This window comes from Desulfococcus sp., assembly GCF_041737845.1.
GTDB lineage: Bacteria > Desulfobacterota > Desulfobacteria > Desulfobacterales > Desulfococcaceae > Desulfococcus.
This window is the reverse complement of the sequence record NZ_JBGSQX010000146.1, coordinates 101134-122520: the sequence shown is the minus strand read 5'-3', so window position 1 is coordinate 122520 and position 21387 is coordinate 101134. Positions and strand designations below refer to the sequence as shown.

The window sequence follows — 21387 nt, the reverse complement described above, 5'->3', positions numbered from 1 at the left end:
CCCGGAAATACCGCCTAGACCCCGGGTGGAAGGCCTTTGAGCGCCGCCACCCGGACCGTGACCGGCGGGTGGGAATAGTGGAGGAAGACGTGGAATGGGTGGGGGAGAAGATTTCCGAGATTGTTGGCCGAAAGCTTCTTGAGAGCGCTGATCATGGCCTCCGGGCGGCCGGTGGTTTCCGCGGCAAACCGGTCTGCCGCGAACTCGTTTCGCCTGGACCGCATCTGGAGGAGCAGGCCCAGGAAAAAATCGACGGGTGAAAACAGCATCGCAAAAAAGATCATGCCGCCGTAGACCGAGACCTCGGACATGTAAAAGGCCTCGAACAGCCCCGGGTAGGAAATGAAGCGGGACAGCAGGTAGAACATGACCCCGGCATGGCCGATGCCGATCAGCATGCCCTGAAGAACGTGCCTTTTCTTGTAATGACCGATCTCATGTGCCAGAACCGCCACGAGTTCCTCCACGGTATGCTGCCGGATCAGGGTATCGAAAAGGGCAATCCGCTTGTGCCGTCCAAACCCGGCGAAGAAGGCATTCCCCTTTCCGGAGCGTTTCGAGCCGTCCATCACAGCCAAGTTGGCGACGGGGTAATCCACCGCGCGCGTGTAGTCCAGGATGGCGGTTTTCAGGGGACCGTCCTCCAGGGGGGTGAATTTGTTGAAGAGCGGCATGATATACGCCGGGGCGACATACTGGAGTGCCAGGGAAAAGAGGGTGACGGCGATCCAGCAGATCCACCAGGCATCGCCCGCCGCACGCTCGAAAAAGATCAGGATCCCGGCCAGGAGCGGCCCCCCGACGGCGGCGCCCAGAAGCCCCGCCTTGACGCGGTCCGCCGCGAAGGTCTTCCAGCCGGTGCGGTTGAAGCCGAACCGCTCCTCGATGACAAAAACCGCGTAAATGCTGAAGGGCAGCCCCAGAAGGAACCGGATCATGACCAGAACGGCCACGAAGGCGAGGCCCGTCGGGACGGTTCCCCAGCCGAAGGACCGCACCCAGACGTCAACCCGGGAGAAGCCGCCGCCGAACCAGAAGGCCAGGAGGGCCGCGAGGGTAACCGTCCCGGAGACCCACCCCAGCCGGGTATTGGCCCTCAGATAGGCCTGGGACCGCCGATACCGATCGGGGTCGTAGACATCCTCAAACCCGGCGGGCAGTTCGCTCCGGAGGTTCCGGACGTTCAGGATGCCCGCCGCGAGATCCAGTGCCCAGTTCGCCGCGAGCGTGACCAGGATGATGACCGCAACGACGTTCATACCTCGATCGCCTCCCCCAAAACCCTGCCCAGGGCGGCCATATGATAGGGCTTTTCAAGAACGCCGCAGAACCCGTAGGCCTCGAAATCGATCATGACCGGGTCCGTCGAGAAGCCGCTGGAGATGAGGGCCTTCACCTCCGGGGAGACCGCCTTGAGGGCGAACATCGTCTCCATGCCGCCCATGCCGTTCTTGACGGACAGGTCCAGAATGACCGCATCAAAGGGCTCCCCCGCATCGAGTGCCGCCGAATAGATTTCCACCGCCTCGTTTCCCTCACTTGCGAAGCACGACGCGTATCCCAGGTATTTCAGCATCTGAGACAGGATGTACCTGACCGTCTCATCATCGTCCATGACCAGGATTTTTCTGATTTTTGTCATGTTGTCATTCCCGAAAACCAGTTCATTTATAATTAAAGTTATAAATGTGTAGCACACATTTTCAAATAAATTAACTGAAAAATGCAGCCGCGGGTGGATGAGGGATCCCCATCCGGATCGGAAACGCATGGATCGCCGGCAGCCGGGGCCTTGCCTATGCGACGATGAGAAAAGAGGAGGAATGCGCCGCGGGGAGTGCTGGGGGGAAGGCCGGGCGAGGGGGCGGCCGACACGGGCCTAGCGGAAGCCCTCCGCCGTAAGGCCGTACCGCCGCATGATCTGCTGAAGGGACTGCCGCTCCAGTCCGCAGATGCGGGCCGCCTGGGTGATGTTGCCGCCGGTCTCGGCCAGGATCCGGCCGAGGTAGGCGCTGTTGAACTGCTGGAGAGTTTTTTCCTTGGCGTCCTTGTAGACCATCCCCTGGAAAACGTCCTCCGGAAGGCATGCGGCCGCATACGTCAGCCGCTCCAGCCGGACGTCTTGGGGTTGGATCTCCTCTCCCCCGGAGAAAAGGATCCCCTGGATGATGACGTTTTCGAGTTCGCGCACGTTGCCCTCCCACGGCCGCTCCACAAACATGCCCATCAATTCCGGGGAGAAGCCTTTCAAGGGCTTTGAGAGGCTTGCGCAATGCTTCTCCAGCAGATGGCTCGCGATGAGGGGGATATCCTCCCGACGCTCCCTGAGCGCCGGGAGGTGAATGGGCAGCACGTTCAGCCGGTAAAAAAGGTCCTCCCGGAAGGTGCCCTGGCGGATCTTCTCCCGAAGGTTCTGGTTGGTCGACGACACGATCCGGACATCCACGGAGATGGTTCGGGTATCGCCCAGCGGCTTGATCTCCTTTTCCTGGATGACCCGGAGCAGCTTGGTCTGGATGGCCGGGCTCACGTCGCCGATCTCGTCCAGAAAAATGGTCCCCCGGTTGGCTTCCTGAAACAGGCCGATCTTGTTCTGGGTGGCGTGGGTAAAGGCGCCTTTCTTGTATCCGAAAAGCTCGCTTTCCAGGATCTGCTCCGGAACGGTAGGGCAGTTGACCGGCACGTAGGGCCCGCCGCTGCGGGGGCTCAGGGCGTGGATGGCCCGGGCGGTCAGGTCCTTGCCGGTGCCCGACTCTCCGGTGATCAGCACGGTGAACTCCGTGTCGGCCACCATGCGGATCGTCTCGAAAACCCGCAGCATGACGGCGCTCTTGCCCACCAGCTCCTGAAAGACATGGGTGGCCCGGCTCTCCTTTTTCAGGCGGCGGTTCTCTTTTTTGAGCGTGCTCCGCTCCAGGGCTTTTTCGAGCCGCAGGAGCAGGGCGTCATGGTCGAAGGGCTTGGTGATGAAATCGTAGGCGCCGTTCTTCATGGCTTCCACGGCCGTCTCGATGGAGCCGTGGCCGGTCATCATCACCACGGTCTGCTCGGGGTGATCCTGCTTCACCAGTTCCAGGAGCGCCAGTCCATCCATCCCCGGCATCTTGATGTCCGCCAGAATCAGGTCGAAATCCTCCCGCGAGACGTGCTGAAGGGCCTCGGCGCCGGAGGAGACGACGGTCACGCGGCAGTTCAGGTCCGGCTCCAGGCTTCGCTTCAGCAGGACCAGCATGTCCCGCTCATCGTCAACGATCAGTATGGATCGGTCCGTCATGGCGCCAGGTCTTTCTGCCGGGTCATCGTGGGGAGCATCACGGTAAACTCCGTCCCCCTTCCGGGTTCGCTCTCCACGGAGATGGTCCCGCCGTGGCTTTTCACGATGCCGTAGCTGACGGCAAGCCCCAGCCCCGTGCCCTCGCCGGTGGGCTTGGTCGTGAAAAAGGGGTCGAAGATGCGCGACAGGTGCTTCTTCTCGATCCCGTAGCCCGTGTCCCTCACCCGGATGAGAAGCTGAGCTGCGGCGGCATCGTGGAGGGTGGCGATGCGGATGACGCCCTTGTTGCCGCTGGCATGCTGGGCGTTCATGACGAGGTTGATCAGAACCTGCTTGATCTTCTTTTCCTCGATGAAGAGCGGCGGGGCACTCCTGTCGTATTCCCTCACGAATTCGACGCTGCTGGCCCCGGCCTGATGGGTCACGAAGACCAGCACGTCCTCGATGATGTCATGGATGTCGACGTTCTCGTTTTTGGGTTTCGAACTCCGGGCAAAATTGAGCAGGTCCGCCACGATGGCCTTGCAGCTCTTGACGTGCTTTTCGATGATCCTGAGGTCCTCGGCCTTCTGGGTATCGGGGGGCTCGGACCGGAGCAGGAGCTGGGTGTACCCCAGGATGATGCCTAAAGGGTTGTTGATCTCGTGGGCGATCCCCGAGGCGAGCTGTCCGATGGAGGCGAGCTTGTCTGCCTGGGCGATCTGTTTTTCGGACAGGGCCAGGGCCTCGGTCCGCTCCTGGACGCGCCTCTCCAGATTTTCGTTCAGGTCGAGGAGTTCCCGGTGGGCGTTCTGGATGGCGATTCTGTCGTTCATGATCTCCCGGTAGACCTGCCATGCCCGCCCGAAAAAGAGGGTGATGGAGGCGACGATGATGAGGAGGAAGGTGTTGATCCCCCCGCTGAAGGGGCGGATGATCTCCCACGCATCGAGATGCCCCGTGAACAGGAGGATCTGCTTCAGGATATGCCCCGCGGAGCGGGAAACGGCGAACCCCGCCAGGAAATAGCTGACCCACAGCAGGTAGGTCCACATCAGGTGGTTGGGCGTCCTTCGGTTCAGCTCCCGGGCCATGCGCGTGCACTGGAAGCTCAGGATGATCATCGCGACGGACCCGGCAAAATCCACCAGGACGATGGGCAAAGCCGATACGATCATGGGCCAGCGGCCGCCTCCGCCGCCGGAGGCTCTTTGAGGAGCCGCTTCAGGCCGAGGTAAAGCAGAAAGAGGGCCGGCACGCAGAAGAGATGGTCCAGTTTCACCACGTAATACAAAATCCGTACCCACGAGGCGTCCGGCACCGAGTCGATGCGCATGAACCAGTCGTCAATCCGGGTCACCCGGACGAGGGAGTACTGTTCATCCAGGAAATGGACGGTGAAGGCGTCCAGGGTCCAGAGGATGAAAAAGGCGGCCGAATACTGAATGAAACGCCATCCCTCCGAGCGCACCAGGGTCCGGCGCCGCAGCCAGTAGATCAGGAGCCCCATGGAAAAAGCCAGAAAGAGATGGGACATCTGGTGGACATACAGCCCCTCCGGGTCTCCGTGGGCCTGGGTGGCCAGGGCCTCCGCCGGCAGGGCCAATAGGATCACGGCGGCCGCGAGGCTCCATGATCCTGCGGTGTGAACGCCCCGTCTCAAGGCGCCTCCGGCCCCGCCGTGAGCATTTTATGGACGCCCCTGAAGTAGGGCAGCCACGGCCGCAGGTATTTGAACAGGATCCGGCAGGCGATATAGATGGGAAAGAAGGAGAACTGGAATCCGACCGTCTCCATACCCAGAAGGGAGAGGGGAAAGCCGACGGTGAATTCAACGTCCTGAAACCGGGTCTGCATCCAGCCCAGGGCAAAGGGGATGGGGCAGAGAATCCCGCAGGAATAGGCCGCCATCATAAAGAAATGTTTCCCCCACGTGTCGGTGGCCTCCTTGTTGAGGGCCTGGTAGCTCTGCTGGTCGCCCGACTCGTAGGCGGAGATGGACAGCTTTTCCTTCCGGGTTACCTCAACCTTCATGCCGTCGATGTGGGACCGGTTGAACTTGACGGCAAGGGAGACGCAGACCTCGCCGATCACCACCGTCAGGAACGACAGAATGAAGGTGCCGATGAAATAATCGATGATGGGCACCCCGGTTATCCGGTAAAACCATATCAGAAAAGGGTCTACGGCTTCGTAAAAACCGTTGAAAAAGGATAGCATTGGGTTATGTCCCAGATGGTCGGTTGAGGGTAATCCAAACTTCGGACAGCCCGGCCTTCGGGGCATTCCCCGGAGGCCGGACGACGGCATGGGTCGCGATATTTCTATATGTTAATCGCGAAAAAGCCTCTCAGGGTATACCGCAGCCCGATGTAGAACGCGAGAATGAGGAAGATCCACTTGAGCACTTTCTCGGGGATGTACTTGCCGGTCTTGGGACCCAGGATCGACCCGACGAACACCCCGATCAGCTCGACACCGATCATGGGCCAGAAGATGGGAACCCCTTTCATCGTCATGAACTGGAAGATGGAGGTGACCATGCTGATGAGGACCGCCAGGGCCGATGTGCCGGCCACCACGAACATGGGCAGGCCCGCGACGCTGGTCAGGAAGGGCACGTAGAGAAAGCCGCCGCCCACGCCGATGAAGGAGGCAATGGCGGAGATAATAAAGCCGCCGAACAAGGCCCACAGGGGGTTGAAGGAAAAGGTCTGCCCGAAAAAGGAGATTTCCGTTTTGGTAATGCTCCACTTGAGGGTTTTGACGCCCTGCTCGCAGATGTCGCCCTTGCATTTGACGGTCTCCTCGAAGGCCTTCACGGCGGCTTTGGCGGCCTGCTTTTTGGCCTGGCCCTTGGGGCTCATGTCATAGATCATGAATGCGCCGATCAGGAACACGCAGAGGCCGAACCACCCCTGGTACTGGGAAAAGCTGACCTTGCCGGCGGTCTGGGAAATCAGGTAGGTAGCGAGGAGCGCGCCGCCGCCCAAAAAAAGGCCCAGCGACGTCACCAGGCGTTTTTGCCGGGCGTAGGTGATGGAGGAGACCAGGGACGAAAGGCCCACGAGCCACTGGTTGGACACCCGGATGGAGTCGGTGATCATTTTGTTCAGAGTGTTGTTGGTATCCGCGAAGCTTTTGGCGTAGGCACCCAGACCAAAAACGGTGATGTGCCCTACGCCGGCCATGACGCCGCCGAAGGCGCCCACGGTGGAAAAGATCCAGCCCACCCAGATTGCCCACAGAAACGGCATCAGCATGCCGGGATCGGGCGCCCCGGGAATGCCCAGGAAGCCTGGTTTGGCGGCGGGATCGATCTGTCCTTTTTCCGTGCCCTGGGGGGTGGCCGCAATGGCATCGGCCAGCTTATCGGCGTGGGCCGTGGTGGCCGTCACCAGCGGCAAAACCAGCGCCAGGCCCATCATCAACATTACCAACAGCGAAATCGTTCTTTTTTGCATTGTTTTTTCTCCTCGGTCATTTCTTAAAGGGTTTCATCTCAACATCAAACCGTCAGCACTTTCAAGACAAACTCCGGTTCGGATCTTCCAGTTATGATAGACCACGCCACCTCTCCGTCTGTTACGGATCGTACACACAGCAAACCGCATGCCACATTTTCGGTCATCCGATACCGTCCGCCGGCCGAGGGCCGCGGGCGGGAGGTTCCTGCGGGCGAAACAATGCCGCTCTCCATCCGGGCAGGGATATCCCCTGACGGCGATGGCAGACGACCGCAAGAATTATGATGCAATCTTTTTTTGCAGCAGGTTTAATTATCACATATTAACAAATAGATAGTAAACTTGCATAAAATTGCGGCAGATGCAATACTTATATTGCACTTTTGGTCCGTTCCGGGGTGTTCCCGTTCCCGCCCCGGAAAAACCCGCCGGCGTCGCTTCTTCAATTACCGCTTCGATTTACACCCACTTAATGAACGGACCGCAACTTTTTACCGCTCCGGCCCATGGGCAGGATCGCTGGCACCGCTATTGCTTGTGAGAAGGGAGCAAAGATGGTATAGGCATGGGGACATCCTTCTCAACTAAGCCGCGCGCCATGCGGATTCAGTGGAACCAATAGGAATCAGTGCAATTAACGGAGATATTCATGAGCAAATACTTTCTCTTTCAAGACACGAAAAAATGCATCGCCTGTCATGCCTGTGAGGTCCAGTGCAAGACCCATAAATCCCTTCCCGTCGGGCCGAGGCTCTGTCAGGTGATCACCGTGGGACCGAAATTCATCGGCAGCCTGCCCAAGGCTTCATATATTTTCATGCCCTGTTTTCACTGCGAAAATCCCTGGTGCGTGGCCGCCTGCCCGACCGGCGCCATGCAGAAACGCGAAAAAGACGGCATCGTCTTCGTGGATCAGAATCTTTGCGTGGGATGCAAAACCTGCATCTCGGCCTGCCCGTGGGGGGCGCCCCAATGGAATCCCGAACAGGGGAAGGTCGTCAAGTGCGACTACTGCATGGACCGGGTCGACAGAGGCCTCAAGCCGGCATGCGTCACCATCTGCACCACCGGCTGCCTGCATTTCGGGAAGGCCGAGGAGACGACGCAGATCCGGAGGGAGCGCCATGCCCGACAGGTCGCCGCACTGGAGCAGGAATAGAAGGAGAGGACCGTAATGGCCAATAGCAGCTGTGCCGTGGCGGCCTGCCCGGTAAACGATGCCGTCACCCGACTGGACGGAATCCTTGCATCCGGTCGTATCGCCCATCCCCGAAGCCGCCGCATCGCCGAAGAAATATTGGAGCTTTTGAACGACATTGCCTGGGGTCGCGGAGGGCCGGACCATATTCCCGCCATCGAAACCCTGGCCGAAACACTGAGCCAAAACGACGACGTCCAGGCCACGGAGGCAGGCCGCCGGATCCAGACGGACCTCGCACAGCACCGCGAGGTGTTCGCAAGCCATGTGGATACCCACAACTGCGCAGCAGGCACCTGCGTAAAGCTGGCGCCGGCGCCCTGCCAGATGGCCTGCCCCGCGGGCATCGACGTCCCCACCTACGTGACCCTCATCGGCATGGGAAAAGACGCCGAGGCCATCGAAGTCATCCGGCGGGACAACCCGTTCCCCTGGGTCTGCGGTCTCATCTGCACCCGGCCCTGTGAGTACATGTGCGTCCGCGGCCGGATCGACACCCCGGTTTCCATCAAATTTCTCAAGGCCTTCGCCGCCGAACGGGCCATGTCCGAAGGCAATTACCTCAACCCGCCCAAAGAATCCGACAAAGAAAAGAAGGTCTGCGTCATCGGCGCTGGGCCCGGCGGCATGAGCTGCGCCTACTACCTGGCCCTAAAAGGGTATTCCGTCAGGGTGATCGAAGCCCTTCCGTCGGCAGGCGGCATGATCTTCGTCGGCATTCCGCGCTACCGCCTCCCCCGTGAGGTCATCGACCGGGAGGTCGCCATGATCGAAGAGCTGGGGGTCGAATTTCAGTTCAATGCCCGGTTCGGGCGGGACGTGACCTTCACAACCCTCCAGGCCGAGGGATTCGAGGCCTTCTTCTTCGCCATCGGCGCGCACGCGGCTTATAAGCTCAACATCCCCGGTGAGACGGATTACCAGGTGACCGATGCCATTGATCTGCTGCAACGGGTTGCCCTGGGCGAGCGCCGCAAGCCCGGCAGGCGGGTCATTGTCATCGGCGGCGGAAACGTGGCCATCGATGCGGCCCGGACCTGCCTGCGCCTGGGGTGCGAGGAGGTGACCATCGCCTACCGGCGGACCCGGAACGAGATGCCGGCCGACGTGGAGGAGGTGGAGCAGGCCGAGGAGGAGGGCATCCTCTTCTCCTTCCTGACCGTGCCCATTGCCGTGGAGGGAAGAGCCGGCAAGCCGACGGGCCTCAGGTGCCTCCGGGCCAAGCTCGTGGCCCGGGACGGCAGCACGCGGATGTCCCCCGTGCCGGTGGAGGGAAGTGATTTTGTCATGCCCGCGGACGTCGTCATCGGCGCCATCGGCCAGCGGGTGGACCAGGCGTGCATGAAAGATCTTCCGGACATGAAATGGACCCGCCGCAGCACCATCGACGTGAACATGGTCAGCATGGAGACATCGATCCCCGGCGTGTTCGCGGCAGGCGACGCCGTCACCGGCCCCGCCACCGTGATCGAGGCCATCGGCGGCGGCAAGCGGGCCGCGGTGGCCATCGACCGCTACCTGTCGGGGATCCCCCAGCCCAAAATGCCGCCGGTGCCGGTGAGGCGCTCCCGGGTCGACTACCTGGAGGTGCCGTCCACGACGAAGATGATCCTGAAACGGCCCGAGATGCCGCTGATCGCCCTGGATCGCCGTCGAACGACCTTTCAGCAGGTCGAACTGGGATATCCTGAAAACGCGGTCCGGGAGGAAGCCCGGCGCTGCCTCCGGTGCGACATCTGCCGCAGGTGCGGCGAGTGCGTGGAGATCTGCCGCGACAAGATGAAGGTCGATGCCCTTCAGATGGGCTATTTCGACTTTGATCATCCGGTGGAAACCGACTTCAGACTCACCCAGGAACGGTGCATCCTCTGCGGGGCCTGCGCCAACAACTGTCCCAACCAGGCCATGCAGATGAAAGACGTGAACGGCGAACGGGTGCTTTCCCTGTGCGGAACGGTGCTGAACCGGAAAAAAATCCTTGCCTGCGAGCAGTGCGGCGCCGTCATGGGCACCCGAAAATATATCGAATATATCCGCCGCCGGATCAATCCCGTCGGCAGGATCGTCGATGAACGGCTCATCTGCGATGCCTGCCTGAGAAAAAACATGGCGGCCGCCAACGTGGATATTTTTTCCGCCACCAAAGGGGGTATACGATGACGTATCGAAAGGGTCAACGGATCGAGGTCTTTCAGCGCTCCGAGGATGAAAGCTGGGAAGAGTACATGAACGAATACATCGGATGTCACGGCATCGTGGTCGACCCGGATACCTCGGTGAACGATCCGGACGCCCTGATCGAGGTCAGCCTGGACGGAAAGGGGACGCATCGGCTTCCCCAGGATTGCCTCCGGCAGCTCGCCCCCTGATCCGGAGGCCGGAAAAAACAGGAATCCCAGAGACGAAAGAGGAGCGATGCTCGTCCGAACACTTCTCGAAGCGCGGCATGCCGCTGCCGTCCACACAATGGAAAGCGGCCGCCCCCTCGGGGACGCTGCCGCCCTGATGTGCGGGGAAAAGGTTCCCCTGCTCGTCGTCACCCGCGATGACGTCCCGGTGGGCGCCCTCTCCCGGGGCGACATCCTGGCGGCCATGATGAAAGGGCCGGTTCAGGCGGCCCTGGACAGTCCGGTCAGGGAGGCCATGACCCCCACCCTGATGGCGGTCGGACCGGACGACAGGACGGACGCGGCCCTTGAGATGGTCACGGGCGCCGGCATCCGGCATCTTCCGGTGATCGAGGGAAACCGGGTCCTGGGGATTCTCTCCGCGGCCGAGTTGTTTCAGAAAAAAATGGAGGCTGCAGCAGCCGAACTGCGGTATCTGCAGGAATATATCACGGACCTTCACGAGGCATCCTTTGACTGATCCTTTCCGGATGGCGCCCGCCGGCGGACATCATTGCCAACAGGACCCCACACCCACATGGAGCGGAAAATGATAACCTTCACCCTCAACGATCAGCGTGTGTCCGTGGAAAAGGAGATGTCGGTGCTCGATGCCGCCAGGGCCGGCGGCACGGCGATCCCCACGCTGTGCCATCATCCGGCCGTGAAGCCCTCTGGCTCCTGCAGGCTCTGCGCCGTCGAGATCATCGGCCACACGGGCGAGCCGACGACCATGCTCTCATGCATCCTGAAGGTCCGGGAGGGCCTCGTCGTCAAAACTGAAAGCGACCTCGTCAAAAAAGCACGCCTCAAGGCGTTCAAGAACCTTCTCCAGATGGCGCCGCAATCCAAAAAGATCCGGCAGATGGCCGAGGCCCACGGCATCCCCCTGGGGCCGCCGCCGGACGGCTGCATCCGCTGCCGCCTCTGCATCCGGGTATGCAAGGAGATCGTCGGGGCCGAGGCCCTCAAAATGGAAAAACGGGACGGGGTTCATTTCGTCGTGCCCATCGAGGGCCGCTGCATCGGCTGCGGGACCTGCGCCAACATCTGCCCGACGGACGCCATCACCCTGGAGGACCGCGAAAATGTCCGCCTCATCACCATACGGGACGAGATCATCGGCCAGCATCCCCTCGCGGTCTGTGAGGGCTGCGGCAAAAGGTTCGCCACGCCAAAGTTCCTGGCCTACATCGAGCGGCGGACCGCCCCCCATCCCCACGTCAAGGAAGAGCACCGCTACTGCCCGACCTGCGCCAAGCTCTTTTCCGAACGGATACGAACCTTTTCCAGGCCGGCCAAGCGATAACGAAAAGAGAGAGGCATCAGGCACCCCGTCAGGAACAAGGAGACGCGATCATGGAAAAGGGAACATGGCACCCGGGGGCGCTGCTGACGACCTCGGGCTTCTATTGGCAGACCTGCACGCTCCACGCGGGGGTCAAGCTCGACATCTTCACCACCATCGGAAACAGCCGGATAACGGCAACGGAGATCGCCGCACGGTTGCAGGCGGATCCCAGGGCGACCGCCATGCTTCTGGACGCCCTCGCGGCCATGGGGCTTCTGGAAAAGACGGCAGATGCCTTCGCCAACACCCATGAAGGCCTGACCTGGCTCTCCAGAGACTCCGCCGACTATATCGGATACATCATCCTCCACCACCACAACCTGGTGGCCTCCTGGTCGAAGCTGGACGAGGCTGTCAGGAGCGGCCGGCCCGTGCGGCAGCGGGCCAATTTTCAGGACCCCGAAATCCGTAGGAATTTCCTCCTGGGCATGTTCAACCTCGCCATGAGCACGGCCCCCCGGGTCGTTCCCATGGCGGATCTGGCCGGCAGAAAAAATCTCCTCGACCTGGGCGGCGGCCCCGGCACCTATGCCATCCATTTCTGCAAGCACAACCCGGGACTGCGGGCCGCGGTCTTCGATCTGCCCACCACGCGTCCGTTCGCCCTGGAAACCATCGAGCGCTTCGGCCTGGGCGGCCGCATCGATTTCGTTTCAGGGGATTACCTGACCGACGAGATCCCGCAGGGTCACGACGTGGTCTGGCTTTCCCACATCCTCCACGGCGAAGGCCCCGGGGAGTGCGAAGCGCTCATCGCCAAGGCAGTCGCGGCCCTTGCACCCGGGGGACTGATCCTGGTCCACGACTTCATCCTGGACGACACCCGCGATCGCCCCCTGTTTCCCGCGCTCTTCTCCCTCAACATGCTCCTGGGGACCGAGGGCGGACAGTCCTACACCGAAACGGAGATCACGGCCATGCTGGAGAATGTCGGCGTCGGGAGCATTCGCCGCCTCCATGTCAAGACCCCCAACGATTCAGACGTCCTGATGGGCGTCAAGGGCGGCTGACCCGAGGGTCCGCACATAAACGGCGGTTTCCCGGGATGACTTGAAAATCCCGGGAGCGGTCTTAACTTACGAGACCCATTCGAAGACCCAACCGCAACAAATGATGACAAGGAGGACCCCATGAGCATACTCGTAGCCTCACCGGCGCCGGACTTCACGGCCCCCGCGGTCATGCCCGACGGGACGATCGTGGAAGATTTCCACCTGTCGGACTACCAGGGTAAATACGTCGTCCTTTTTTTCTGGCCCCTGGACTTCACCTTTGTATGCCCGACGGAGATCATCGCCCACGACCATCGCATGGGGCAGTTCAAGGAGCGCGGCGTCGAGGTGATCGGCGTCTCCATCGACAGCCAGTTCACCCACTTTGCCTGGCGGAATACGTCCGTGGGCGACGGCGGCATCGGGCCGGTCCAGTTTCCTATCGTCGCCGACGTCAAGCATGAAATCACCCGCAAATACGGGATTGAGCATCCCGAGGCGGGGGTTGCGCTTCGCGCCTCTTTCCTCATCGATCGAAACGGCATCGTCCAGCACCAGGTGGTGAACAACCTGCCCCTGGGGCGGAACGTCGATGAAATGCTCCGGACCATAGACGCCCTCCAGTTCGCGGAGGAATACGGCGAGGTCTGCCCCGCCGGCTGGCAGAAAGGCGACACGGGGATGACACCGACGGCGGACGGCGTGGCATCCTATCTCTCCGCCAAGGCGAAAGAACTCTGAAAAACCATAGTCTCTCCAAAACCATGAGAAATGGATTTATCATGAACCGAACCCTTCACCGAACGCTGCTCCTGTGGATCGCATCCCTTTTCGCGGCGGTTTCGGGATTCGCTTCAGGCGCCCCCCTGGAGATTCCCGACGCCGCCCTGTTTCCCTCAAACCTTCCCGCCATCCGGATCTCGCCGCCCCTGGACTTCTGCGGCGAACCCGTGCCCCTGGACGACCCGGACATCCGGGAAGAGTTGGAAAAGGAACTGATCCTGACCATCTGGAACCGGCCCCAGTTCATCCTGTATGCCAAGCGGACCGGCCGGGTCATGCCCTACATCGAAAGGATGCTCCGGGAAAACAACATGCCCCTGGACCTCAAGTACGTGGCCATCGCCGAAAGCGCGCTCCTGCCGACCATCGGGTCATCCGCCGGGGCCGTGGGCTATTGGCAGTTCATCAAGGATACGGGCCGTCGCTACGGGCTGCGGATCGACGAGGACATCGACGAGCGCCGGAACCTGTTTGCATCGACCCGGGCCGCCATCCAGTATTTCAGAAAGCTCCACGGGGACTTCGGCTCCTGGACCCTGGCCGCCGCGTCCTACAACATGGGGGAGGCGGGCATGGGCCGGCGCATCGCCGAACAGGGCACCCGCAACTACTACCACCTCTACCTGCCCGCGGAGACGATGCGCTATGTCTACCGGATCCTGGCCATCAAGATGATTCTTTCGGACCTTCCCAAATACGGATTCAACCTCACCCGGGAGGATCTTTACGGCCCGGTGGAATTCGACCGGGTGCAACTGACGCTGTCATCCGATGTCCCGGTACGGACCATCGCCGACGCGTCCGGCACCTATTTCAAGAAAATCAAGGACCTCAACCCCGAAATCCTCGGAAATCGTCTTGTGAGGGGAAGCCATGTCATCCTGGTTCCCAAAGGGGCGTCCCAGGGGTTTTCCCAGCGGTTCAGCGCCCTGGTCGCCCGCCAGCAGGCGCAACGGGCGAACATGAAGAAGGATGTCTATGTCGTGAAACAGGGCGACAGCCTGACAATGATTGCAGAAAGGCTCACCATTCCCCTCCGGGATCTCCTCCAGTGGAACAACCTGAAATACAACAGCGCCATCCACCCGGGGCAGCAGCTCGTCATCATGCGTTGACAGACCCGGCTTCCCGCCATCCCCGGAGATGGATCTTCCTGACCCCCGCAAACCTCAGGCGGCCGGCGGGGGAAACCTGTCGGGCGGGTTACCGGCCGTGCCGCCGTTTCTTTCTTCGTAGAGCCGATGGCGGCGAATATAGGATGCAACCTCCGCAGGCACCATCTCCCGGATGGATGCGCCCGAGGCGATCCTGGCCCGAACCTCGGTGGCGCTGATATTCGGGATATGGGCATGTCTCAGGAGAACGTGCGGCGGCCGGGACAGAAGACCGCGATACCCGGACAGGTCGTACCCCTGTCGCGGCACGATAATGAAGGGCACCATTGCCGCCAATTCCTCGGCATGCTGCCATTTCGTGTCGAAATCGACCACGCAATCGCCGCCGATGACCATGTAAAACACGAACGGGTCCCGGTAGTCCGGATCATTCAGCAACCGGCAGAAGGTCATGTAGGTTACCCCGGAGAGTTCGTGGTCGATCTCGTAGCCGAAATAGCGGATGCGCGCCGTCTCCACGAGCCGGATCATCCGGCTCCGATGGGAGGAATACCCCCGGTGCTTCTCGAAGGGGTGGCGGTGGGCCGGCATCATCCAGACCTGGTGCATCCCGGGAAAAGCGGATAAAACCGCCTCGGCCATCCAGACATGGGCGTTGGTCACCGGGTTGAACGAACCGCCGATGACGGCGATCTTCTTTTTGTCGATTTCTGCTCCCATGGCGTTCGGCGCAGGGGGTCAGGCCACCCGGACGGTGTCGGAGACCCCGACCCCTTCCGCCCGCATCCGCTGAAAAAAATCGTCCGCCGCCGCTTCGAACCCGGGTACTGGCGACATGGCGTCGGCGAGAAGGACGATTTTTTGGGCAATGGCGGGGGTTTCGCTGAAGCGGAGGATGTCCGTCACGGTGTCGGCCACGCAGTGGGACGACGCCTCTCCGGCCACCCAGATGCGGCCGGCCTCGCCCAGGCTCCGGAGGAGGCCGCGGTTGACCTGCGTGGCGGGATCGCCCGGGACCTCCATGGACGGCCGCACGGCGGAGAAATTCTCCGTGAACCGGTTCGACCCCTTCATCACGAAATCGAGGTCGTGGAAGGCCTCCCGCCAAGCGTTCAACTCCGCAAGAAGCGGCCCGAACACCTCATGACCCCGCGTGCCGATCAGGCAATGGCAGGGCCAGATGACATGGGACCCGATCGCCGCCAGGTAGGCCCGGGTCCACGCCCGGTGGGCAGGGTCCGCCGCCCGATACCGCCCTGCGTCGATATCTTCGATGGAGATCCGGGTAAACGGCTCCGGCGGATTGCCGTCGGCGTCGATCCACCAGACCGGATGGGCAATATGGATCTTGTTGTGGGCGTCGAGGGTCACGATGATCCGCTGGATATCGGGGCCCCGACGGCGGATCAGATCGGCGGTCCGCGCCATGTCCTTCTCCGCCCCGGCGACGTAAAGCTCCCCCGAAGGGTCGCAGAACGAGTTCTGCGGGTCGATGATCAGCAAAAGCGTTTTCATGGTTCGCCCCCTGCCTGTACCTTTCTTTTGAAGACACTTTTGAGGTAGGTGAGGTATTCGACGTCCTTGCACATCTGCTTGCCGGGGCTGTCCGAAATCTTGGCGACGGGCGCGCCCTGGCAGCGGATCATCTTGATGACGATCTGGACCGCCTTCTCCGTGATGTCGTTGGTGAGGTTGGTGCCGATGCCGAAGGCCGTCTGCATCCGGCCCTTGAAATACCTTGCGATCTCGATGGCCCGCTTGAACGAGAGGCCGTCGCTGAATATGGCCCGCTTGGATCGGGGGTCCACCTTCAATTTCCGGTAGTGGGCAATGAGCCGGTCCCCCCACTGGAAGGGATCGCCGCTGTCGTGGCGGCACCCGTCGAAGAGCTTGGCGAAATACATGTCGAAATCACTCAGGAAGGACTCGAACCCCACCGTGTCGGAGAGAGCGATTCCCAGATCCCCCCGGTATTCCTGGGCCCAGTGCTCCAGGGCGAACTTCTGGCTGTCCACCAGCCGCGGCCCCAGGGCCTGCGGCGCCATGATCCATTCATGGGCCATGGTGCCGATGGGGGTGAGGTCGTATTTCCCGGCGAAATAGACGTTGCTGGTGCCGATGAAATTCCGGGGCAGCTCTTTTTTGAGGGTGCTGATGATGCGATCCTGCCAGGTCCTGGAAAACCGCCGCCTTGTTCCGAAATCCGAAAAGCCGAACCCCAGGTTCTCCTCGTTGGAGGCCCTGACGAGAGAGATCTTCTCCATGAGTTTTTCCCGGCCCGCCTCGAAATCCGGGTGGGGCTGAATATCGCGGAAATAGACCTCGTTCACGATGGCGAGCACCGGCACCTCAAACAGGATGGTATGGAGCCATGGGCCCGTGATATTGATCCGGAAGAGGCCGTTTTCATTCCTGACGTGGACATAGTCCCGCTGAAGATGGAACAGCCTCAGAAACTGAATGAAATCCTTTTTCATGAAACGCATGGCGCCCAGATAGTCGAGCTCTTCCCGGGTGAACCGCAGGGTGCAAAGATGATCGATTTCAGCCGCCACCTGATCAACGACGGGGGTCAGATCGATCCCCTCGTCCCGGCACTTGAACTCGTATTCCACCTCCGCCCACGGGAACTGGTGGAGGACCCCCTGCATCATGGTGAGTTTGTACAGATCGGTATCCAGAAGCGAGTTGATGATCATGGTTTTTCCTTTTAGGGCCATCTGTACAATAAAAGATTGTATAGAATCATGGGCAGTTATGTCTTATGCTCATACTATTCAAACACAATCCGGACAAAGTCAATTTTTTTATCGCTAAAAAAGAGCTTCATTCATCCATACCGTTTTGCCGGCAAGGCGGCCAAATCCTTTTGACATCCGTGGCGGTTATGCATAAACAAAGACGAATGCGACCCTGTTGATGGACCTTCAGATAAAGATTTTGGCTTCGTTATCGCTCGTCGACGTATGACCTATACGCCTTCCTCCCTCTGCCTTGTCAAAATCATTATCTGAACGTCTCTATAATCAGGAGGAGACTCGACCATGAATCTCGAATGTATCGCATACGAAAAAAGGCAGCGGATCGGGGTCATCACGCTGAACCGCCCCCATGTCCTGAACGCCATGAACCGCAGGTTATGGATCGATTTTCAGGCTTCCCTCACGGATGCCGGAACGGACCCCGAAATCCATGTCGTGATCCTCACCGGAGAGGGCAGGGCCTTTTCATCGGGAGCCGATCTCAAGGACAGCCGGGATCGAAGCCTCTCGGAGTACCGCGCCTACCTCGAAGAACTTCAGCAGGCCTCCCGGCGTCTCATCCGGTTCGACAAGCCTATCCTTGCCGCCATCAAGGGATATGCCGTCGGGTCAGGGTTCGAACTGGCGCTGGCCTGCGATATCCGCATCGCCGCCGAGGACGCCCGGATGGGGCTGCCGGAGGCCAAGGTGGCCTCCTCGGTGACCGGAGGCGCCTTCCGGCTGATTCAAGGCCTGGTCGGAACGGGGCTGCCAGGCCATCCGGACGCTGATCGATGAGAAATATGAGGGAACGATCTACCCGGTCAATCCCAACGAGCGTCGAATTCTGGGCCTGAAATGATATGGAAGCATTATGGACATCGATGGGCCGGTGGATCTGGCACTGATCACGACGCCGGCGGCACGGACGCGGATCCAACGATCTTTGCCCGATGCGCCGATATCAGCCTGCGGGACCGCAAGCGTCGGCGGTCTGTTGATCGTAGGCCTTTTCGGGGGGTACGGCATCCGGTTCACCGAATCCCTCTCCCTCATGGAAGAAGGCGCGGTCCACCAGATGGGTAAAATGGTCAAGAAACGCAAGAAGCCTATGGTTCTCCACAGCCTGTACAATTCCGAGAAGCCACATTCCCTGCACCTGCTTCGATATTACGGCATCACCGTCTACGATTCCCTGGATATCGCCTGCAAGCGCATCTCGGTTCTGGCCGAACGCGGCAATTATCTCGCGAGCTATCACGCCAAAACCAATTTCATACTCAACTGGGGTCAGAAAGCGAAGCCGGAAGGAAAAAGGCTTATTAAAAACGCCCGGCGGGAGGGCCGCAGCGTTCTTCTGGAGCATGAGGCCAAGCGCCTGCTGCACCTGCACGGCGTCCAGGTACCCCGGGAGATGCTGGCCGAGACGGCCGATGCAGCGGTCAGCTTCGCCGGAGAAATCCGCGGCGACGTGGCCCTCAGGCTCGTCTTCCCGGACATTCTCCACAAAAGCGACGCCGGCGGGGTGAGACTGGGCCTGAAGAGCGAAGACGACGTTCGCGGGGCTTTCGACGACATGATGAAAAGGGCCGGGGAATTCCGACCGGATGCCCGCGTTCGGGGGGTACTCGTGTCGCCCATGGCCCGAAGCGGCAAAGAGGTCATCATCGGCACGAAAGCCGACGACCAAGTTCGGCCCCGTCATCATGTGCGGCCTGGGCGGCATCCTGGTGGAGATCCTGAAGGGCGTCTCCTTCCGCGTGCTCCCCATCTCCCCCAACTCCGCGAAAAAAATGATCGAAAAGACCAAATCGGCGCCCATCCTGAACGGCGTCAGGGGGACGAGGCCGTATGACAAGGGGGCGCTGAGGTCGATCCTCCTGGTCTGCTCCGACCTCATCGAAGCCTATACCGACATCCTGGAGATGGATCTGAATCCGGTGATCGTCCACGAAAACGGCATCAGCATCGTCGACGCCCGGATCATCCTCCATCCGGAGTCCCGGTTGCCGGCGCCCAAGAACGGATAACCAGAGAGGAGTGTCACGAATGATTGCAGAGGTTGTCGCCACCGGGGATGAAATCCGGACCGGCGCCCTGGTCGACACCAATTCCGCCTGGCTCTCCCGCAAGATCGAGGCCATGGGCATCACGGTGTCGCGACATGCGTGCGTGGGGGATGATCCGGCGGCCATCACCGGTGTCCTGACGGAGATCGGCGATCGCGCCGATATCGCAGTGGTGACGGGCGGGCTGGGCCCGACCGGGGACGACCTGACCTGTGAAGCAGCGGCCAGGGCCGCAGGCGTCTCCCTTGAGCTGAACGCGGGCGTCCTCGACATGATCCGGAATTACTTTGCGGGCCGCAAACTCCCCATGCCGGATTCCAACCGCAAGCAAGCCCTCCTGCCCAGGGGGGCCGCCGTCCTGGAAAATCCCGTGGGCACGGCGCCGGGATTTTCCCTCACCATCGGCAGATGCCGATTCTGGTTCATGCCCGGCGTACCCTTCGAGATGAAACGGATGTTCAGGGACCAGGTCCGACCGATCATCGACGGGATGATGGGACCTAATCGACGGGCTCACCTGAACCGGACCCTCTCCGTCTTCGGACTCACCGAATCGGCCACCGAGGATCGGCTCAGGGGCCTGGAACAGGCCTTTCCGGGCATCAAGCTCGGCTTGCGGGCAAAATTCCCGGAAATCCAGGTCAAACTCTACGGCGCGGGATCGGATCGGGAAGCCCTGTCGAATCAGATGCGGGCCGTGGAGGCGTGGATCGCCCACCGGCTGGGCGACCGGATTTTTTCCATGGATGGGGAATCCATGGCCGCCGTCGTGGGGCGCTTGCTCCGCCATCGGAAGGCGACCCTGGCCCTGGCCGAGAGCTGCACCGGGGGCCTCATCGCCAACTGGATGACGGATGTTCCCGGCAGTTCGGACTATTTCCTCCTTTCAGCCGTCACCTATGCCAATGACGCCAAGTCCGCGGTTTTGGGCGTTTCCCCCGGCACGATCATCCGTCACGGCGCCGTGAGCGTGGAGACGGCCACGGCCATGGCAACGGGGGTGAGACGGATCGCCGGCGCGACCTACGGCCTTTCCGTCTCCGGCATCGCCGGCCCCGGAGGCGGCACCGCCGAAAAGCCCGTCGGTACCGTCTGCATCGCACTGGCCGGGCCGGTCGCGACGAACGGCACGCAGGTCCGCCTCAATTTCGCCTCGCGGGACATGAACAAATCCATGTTCGCCATGAAGGCAATGGATCTCCTGAGGCGGGAACTGATGGGGCAGGGGTAGGCAAACCGGCCGGCACCCCTCAAAAACGACGCCGGGCATAAGCGGATCATCTGCCGTCATTCCAGCAGCGCCTCCATTCCGGAATGGAGGCGCTTCGACTGGCGTCGTCCCCGAGATTCGGCATCAAGGGCTCGTTCATCCCTGATGCCTTGGGTCAGGATGCCTTCCTTGATGCCTCCGAGGCGGGAACGCTGACCGGGACCCCCTCGTAGGGCGTCCGCCGTTTTGTAGCGGTGGTCTGGGCTTCCCGCATCTGCTTGAGGACCTCGATGGCTTCCTTCTGACCCTGGTAGAGGCGGGACATGTCAATGGCCATGCCGGCGATCTGGGCCAGACCCTGCACGAAATTGACGTCATCGAGGGTGAATTCCCAGGGTTCGGCGGTGTAGACCCTGAGCGCGCCCAAGAGCCTCCCCCCGACGATGATGGGCACCGCAAGAATCGATTTGATGCCTTCCTTTATGGCGGCTTCGGGGTATTGAAGCCTGGGATCGTCTTCCACGTCGGAGATGGCGACCGGCCCGTCTTCCAGCGACTGGGCGATGGACGCCATTGCGCTGATAGGCCCCTTGCTGAGGTATTCCTTGCTGAGTCCGAAAGATGCCGCGATTTCCAGTTCATGGGTTTTCCGGTTGAAAAGAAAGAGGGTGCAGCCCTTGACGTTCAAGGCGGTCTTGATGCCCTCCACGGTCATGAGCACCACTTCCTCCGGGTCCCTGGAGTGGGAGATGGCCTTGGTAATCCTCACAAACGACTCGTAATTGATGACTTTCCGGTTCATTCTGCCCTCCTTTGTCCTT

23 protein-coding genes are annotated in these 21387 nt (G+C 60.9%); 12 read left to right on the top strand and 11 right to left on the bottom strand.

Annotation, left to right across the window (positions count from 1 at the left end; all coding sequences use genetic code 11):
• Window positions 1–14: 14 nt before the first annotated feature.
• The 7 genes from ACEW8N_RS17725 to ACEW8N_RS17695 all read right to left on the bottom strand — a co-directional run bounded on the left by ACEW8N_RS17725 (window position 15) and on the right by ACEW8N_RS17695 (window position 6717).
• Window positions 15–1259, bottom strand: coding sequence for a M48 family metallopeptidase (locus ACEW8N_RS17725; RefSeq protein WP_373501187.1), 1245 nt, complete (start codon window positions 1257–1259; stop codon window positions 15–17).
• Window positions 1256–1642 (bottom strand): response regulator, encoded by a 387-nt coding sequence (locus ACEW8N_RS17720; protein ID WP_373501186.1) that lies wholly within the window; start codon window positions 1640–1642, stop codon window positions 1256–1258. The genes ACEW8N_RS17725 and ACEW8N_RS17720 overlap by 4 nt, the downstream gene beginning before the upstream one ends.
• Before the next feature lie 237 nt (window positions 1643–1879).
• Window positions 1880–3274, bottom strand: a complete 1395-nt coding sequence (locus ACEW8N_RS17715) for a sigma-54-dependent transcriptional regulator (protein ID WP_373501185.1) — start codon at window positions 3272–3274, stop codon at window positions 1880–1882.
• Window positions 3271–4431, bottom strand: a complete 1161-nt coding sequence (locus ACEW8N_RS17710; RefSeq protein ID WP_373501184.1) for a sensor histidine kinase — start codon at window positions 4429–4431, stop codon at window positions 3271–3273. Before ACEW8N_RS17710 ends, ACEW8N_RS17715 begins: the two co-directional genes overlap by 4 nt.
• Complete coding sequence (locus ACEW8N_RS17705) at window positions 4428–4916, bottom strand: hypothetical protein (protein ID WP_373501183.1); 489 nt, start codon at window positions 4914–4916, stop codon at window positions 4428–4430. Before ACEW8N_RS17705 ends, ACEW8N_RS17710 begins: the two co-directional genes overlap by 4 nt.
• Entirely contained in the window at window positions 4913–5473 is a 561-nt protein-coding gene (locus tag ACEW8N_RS17700; RefSeq protein WP_373501182.1) for a hypothetical protein, read from the bottom strand. Before ACEW8N_RS17700 ends, ACEW8N_RS17705 begins: the two co-directional genes overlap by 4 nt.
• A 104-nt stretch (window positions 5474–5577) precedes the next feature.
• Window positions 5578–6717 carry a sulfite exporter TauE/SafE family protein gene (locus tag ACEW8N_RS17695; RefSeq protein WP_373501181.1) on the bottom strand — a complete coding sequence of 380 codons (1140 nt, stop codon included), beginning with the start codon at window positions 6715–6717 and terminating at the stop codon, window positions 5578–5580.
• Window positions 6718–7369: 652 nt separating this feature from the next.
• Between ACEW8N_RS17695 and ACEW8N_RS17690 the strand changes: the two genes are divergently transcribed.
• The 8 genes from ACEW8N_RS17690 to ACEW8N_RS17655 all read left to right on the top strand — a co-directional run bounded on the left by ACEW8N_RS17690 (window position 7370) and on the right by ACEW8N_RS17655 (window position 14546).
• Entirely contained in the window at window positions 7370–7879 is a 510-nt protein-coding gene (locus ACEW8N_RS17690; protein WP_373501180.1) for a 4Fe-4S dicluster domain-containing protein, read from the top strand.
• A 15-nt stretch (window positions 7880–7894) separates the two neighbouring features.
• The gene (locus tag ACEW8N_RS17685; protein ID WP_373501179.1) at window positions 7895–10078 is read left to right on the top strand and encodes an FAD-dependent oxidoreductase; all 2184 of its coding nucleotides are present in this window, start codon (window positions 7895–7897) and stop codon (window positions 10076–10078) included.
• The gene (locus tag ACEW8N_RS17680; protein WP_373501178.1) at window positions 10075–10287 is read left to right on the top strand and encodes a hypothetical protein; all 213 of its coding nucleotides are present in this window, start codon (window positions 10075–10077) and stop codon (window positions 10285–10287) included. Before ACEW8N_RS17685 ends, ACEW8N_RS17680 begins: the two co-directional genes overlap by 4 nt.
• A 46-nt stretch (window positions 10288–10333) precedes the next feature.
• Entirely contained in the window at window positions 10334–10786 is a 453-nt protein-coding gene (locus ACEW8N_RS17675) for a CBS domain-containing protein (RefSeq protein WP_373501177.1), read from the top strand.
• Between the two features lie 69 nt (window positions 10787–10855).
• Complete coding sequence (locus ACEW8N_RS17670; RefSeq protein ID WP_373501176.1) at window positions 10856–11614, top strand: 2Fe-2S iron-sulfur cluster-binding protein; 759 nt, start codon at window positions 10856–10858, stop codon at window positions 11612–11614.
• A 50-nt stretch (window positions 11615–11664) separates the two neighbouring features.
• A complete protein-coding gene (locus ACEW8N_RS17665) occupies window positions 11665–12666 on the top strand; it encodes a methyltransferase (RefSeq protein WP_373501175.1) in 1002 nt (333 codons plus the stop codon).
• Between the two features lie 120 nt (window positions 12667–12786).
• Complete coding sequence (locus tag ACEW8N_RS17660) at window positions 12787–13389, top strand: peroxiredoxin (protein WP_373501174.1); 603 nt, start codon at window positions 12787–12789, stop codon at window positions 13387–13389.
• Between the two features lie 41 nt (window positions 13390–13430).
• Window positions 13431–14546 carry a transglycosylase SLT domain-containing protein gene (locus ACEW8N_RS17655; RefSeq protein WP_373501173.1) on the top strand — a complete coding sequence of 372 codons (1116 nt, stop codon included), beginning with the start codon at window positions 13431–13433 and terminating at the stop codon, window positions 14544–14546.
• 54 nt (window positions 14547–14600) lie between these two features.
• Here ACEW8N_RS17655 and nadD read toward each other — a convergent pair whose 3' ends face one another.
• From nadD to pncB, 3 genes are read right to left on the bottom strand one after another with little or no spacing between them, the layout of a single operon-like run.
• Complete coding sequence (gene nadD, locus ACEW8N_RS17650; protein WP_373501172.1) at window positions 14601–15266, bottom strand: nicotinate (nicotinamide) nucleotide adenylyltransferase; 666 nt, start codon at window positions 15264–15266, stop codon at window positions 14601–14603.
• 18 nt (window positions 15267–15284) lie between these two features.
• Window positions 15285–16061, bottom strand: coding sequence for a hypothetical protein (locus tag ACEW8N_RS17645; protein WP_373501171.1), 777 nt, complete (start codon window positions 16059–16061; stop codon window positions 15285–15287).
• Window positions 16058–17245 (bottom strand): nicotinate phosphoribosyltransferase, encoded by a 1188-nt coding sequence (gene pncB, locus ACEW8N_RS17640; RefSeq protein ID WP_373501170.1) that lies wholly within the window; start codon window positions 17243–17245, stop codon window positions 16058–16060. The genes ACEW8N_RS17645 and pncB overlap by 4 nt, the downstream gene beginning before the upstream one ends.
• Before the next feature lie 345 nt (window positions 17246–17590).
• Here pncB and ACEW8N_RS17635 point away from each other — a divergent pair, with 345 nt between their 5' ends.
• From ACEW8N_RS17635 to ACEW8N_RS17620, 4 genes are all read left to right on the top strand, one after another.
• Window positions 17591–18085, top strand: coding sequence for an enoyl-CoA hydratase/isomerase family protein (locus ACEW8N_RS17635; protein ID WP_373501169.1), 495 nt, complete (start codon window positions 17591–17593; stop codon window positions 18083–18085).
• 76 nt (window positions 18086–18161) lie between these two features.
• The gene (locus ACEW8N_RS17630) at window positions 18162–19142 is read left to right on the top strand and encodes an acetate--CoA ligase family protein (RefSeq protein ID WP_373501168.1); all 981 of its coding nucleotides are present in this window, start codon (window positions 18162–18164) and stop codon (window positions 19140–19142) included.
• Window positions 19024–19317, top strand: a complete 294-nt coding sequence (locus ACEW8N_RS17625) for an acetate--CoA ligase family protein (RefSeq protein ID WP_373501226.1) — start codon at window positions 19024–19026, stop codon at window positions 19315–19317. The genes ACEW8N_RS17630 and ACEW8N_RS17625 overlap by 119 nt, the downstream gene beginning before the upstream one ends.
• A gap of 19 nt (window positions 19318–19336) precedes the next feature.
• The gene (locus tag ACEW8N_RS17620) at window positions 19337–20587 is read left to right on the top strand and encodes a competence/damage-inducible protein A (protein ID WP_373501167.1); all 1251 of its coding nucleotides are present in this window, start codon (window positions 19337–19339) and stop codon (window positions 20585–20587) included.
• A 154-nt stretch (window positions 20588–20741) separates the two neighbouring features.
• Here the strand turns inward: ACEW8N_RS17620 and ACEW8N_RS17615 are convergent, their stop codons facing one another.
• Entirely contained in the window at window positions 20742–21368 is a 627-nt protein-coding gene (locus ACEW8N_RS17615) for a GAF domain-containing protein (RefSeq protein WP_373501166.1), read from the bottom strand.
• Window positions 21369–21387 lie beyond the last annotated feature (19 nt).

What these genes read in the sequence shown, in the direction of transcription:
- ACEW8N_RS17695 (WP_373501181.1), bottom strand. Translation starts at nt 6,717, where the DNA reads ATGCAAAAAAGAACGATTTCGCTGTTGGTAATGTTGATGATGGGCCTG.
- ACEW8N_RS17645 (WP_373501171.1), bottom strand. Translation starts at nt 16,061, where the DNA reads ATGAAAACGCTTTTGCTGATCATCGACCCGCAGAACTCGTTCTGCGAC.
- ACEW8N_RS17700 (WP_373501182.1), bottom strand. Translation starts at nt 5,473, where the DNA reads ATGCTATCCTTTTTCAACGGTTTTTACGAAGCCGTAGACCCTTTTCTG.
- ACEW8N_RS17630 (WP_373501168.1), top strand. Translation starts at nt 18,162, where the DNA reads ATGGACATCGATGGGCCGGTGGATCTGGCACTGATCACGACGCCGGCG.
- ACEW8N_RS17670 (WP_373501176.1), top strand. Translation starts at nt 10,856, where the DNA reads ATGATAACCTTCACCCTCAACGATCAGCGTGTGTCCGTGGAAAAGGAG.
- ACEW8N_RS17620 (WP_373501167.1), top strand. Translation starts at nt 19,337, where the DNA reads ATGATTGCAGAGGTTGTCGCCACCGGGGATGAAATCCGGACCGGCGCC.
- ACEW8N_RS17655 (WP_373501173.1), top strand. Translation starts at nt 13,431, where the DNA reads ATGAACCGAACCCTTCACCGAACGCTGCTCCTGTGGATCGCATCCCTT.
- pncB (WP_373501170.1), bottom strand. Translation starts at nt 17,245, where the DNA reads ATGATCATCAACTCGCTTCTGGATACCGATCTGTACAAACTCACCATG.
- ACEW8N_RS17665 (WP_373501175.1), top strand. Translation starts at nt 11,665, where the DNA reads ATGGAAAAGGGAACATGGCACCCGGGGGCGCTGCTGACGACCTCGGGC.
- ACEW8N_RS17615 (WP_373501166.1), bottom strand. Translation starts at nt 21,368, where the DNA reads ATGAACCGGAAAGTCATCAATTACGAGTCGTTTGTGAGGATTACCAAG.
- ACEW8N_RS17675 (WP_373501177.1), top strand. Translation starts at nt 10,334, where the DNA reads ATGCTCGTCCGAACACTTCTCGAAGCGCGGCATGCCGCTGCCGTCCAC.
- ACEW8N_RS17725 (WP_373501187.1), bottom strand. Translation starts at nt 1,259, where the DNA reads ATGAACGTCGTTGCGGTCATCATCCTGGTCACGCTCGCGGCGAACTGG.
- ACEW8N_RS17690 (WP_373501180.1), top strand. Translation starts at nt 7,370, where the DNA reads ATGAGCAAATACTTTCTCTTTCAAGACACGAAAAAATGCATCGCCTGT.
- ACEW8N_RS17720 (WP_373501186.1), bottom strand. Translation starts at nt 1,642, where the DNA reads ATGACAAAAATCAGAAAAATCCTGGTCATGGACGATGATGAGACGGTC.
- ACEW8N_RS17635 (WP_373501169.1), top strand. Translation starts at nt 17,591, where the DNA reads ATGAATCTCGAATGTATCGCATACGAAAAAAGGCAGCGGATCGGGGTC.
- ACEW8N_RS17660 (WP_373501174.1), top strand. Translation starts at nt 12,787, where the DNA reads ATGAGCATACTCGTAGCCTCACCGGCGCCGGACTTCACGGCCCCCGCG.
- ACEW8N_RS17715 (WP_373501185.1), bottom strand. Translation starts at nt 3,274, where the DNA reads ATGACGGACCGATCCATACTGATCGTTGACGATGAGCGGGACATGCTG.
- ACEW8N_RS17710 (WP_373501184.1), bottom strand. Translation starts at nt 4,431, where the DNA reads ATGATCGTATCGGCTTTGCCCATCGTCCTGGTGGATTTTGCCGGGTCC.
- ACEW8N_RS17680 (WP_373501178.1), top strand. Translation starts at nt 10,075, where the DNA reads ATGACGTATCGAAAGGGTCAACGGATCGAGGTCTTTCAGCGCTCCGAG.
- ACEW8N_RS17685 (WP_373501179.1), top strand. Translation starts at nt 7,895, where the DNA reads ATGGCCAATAGCAGCTGTGCCGTGGCGGCCTGCCCGGTAAACGATGCC.
- nadD (WP_373501172.1), bottom strand. Translation starts at nt 15,266, where the DNA reads ATGGGAGCAGAAATCGACAAAAAGAAGATCGCCGTCATCGGCGGTTCG.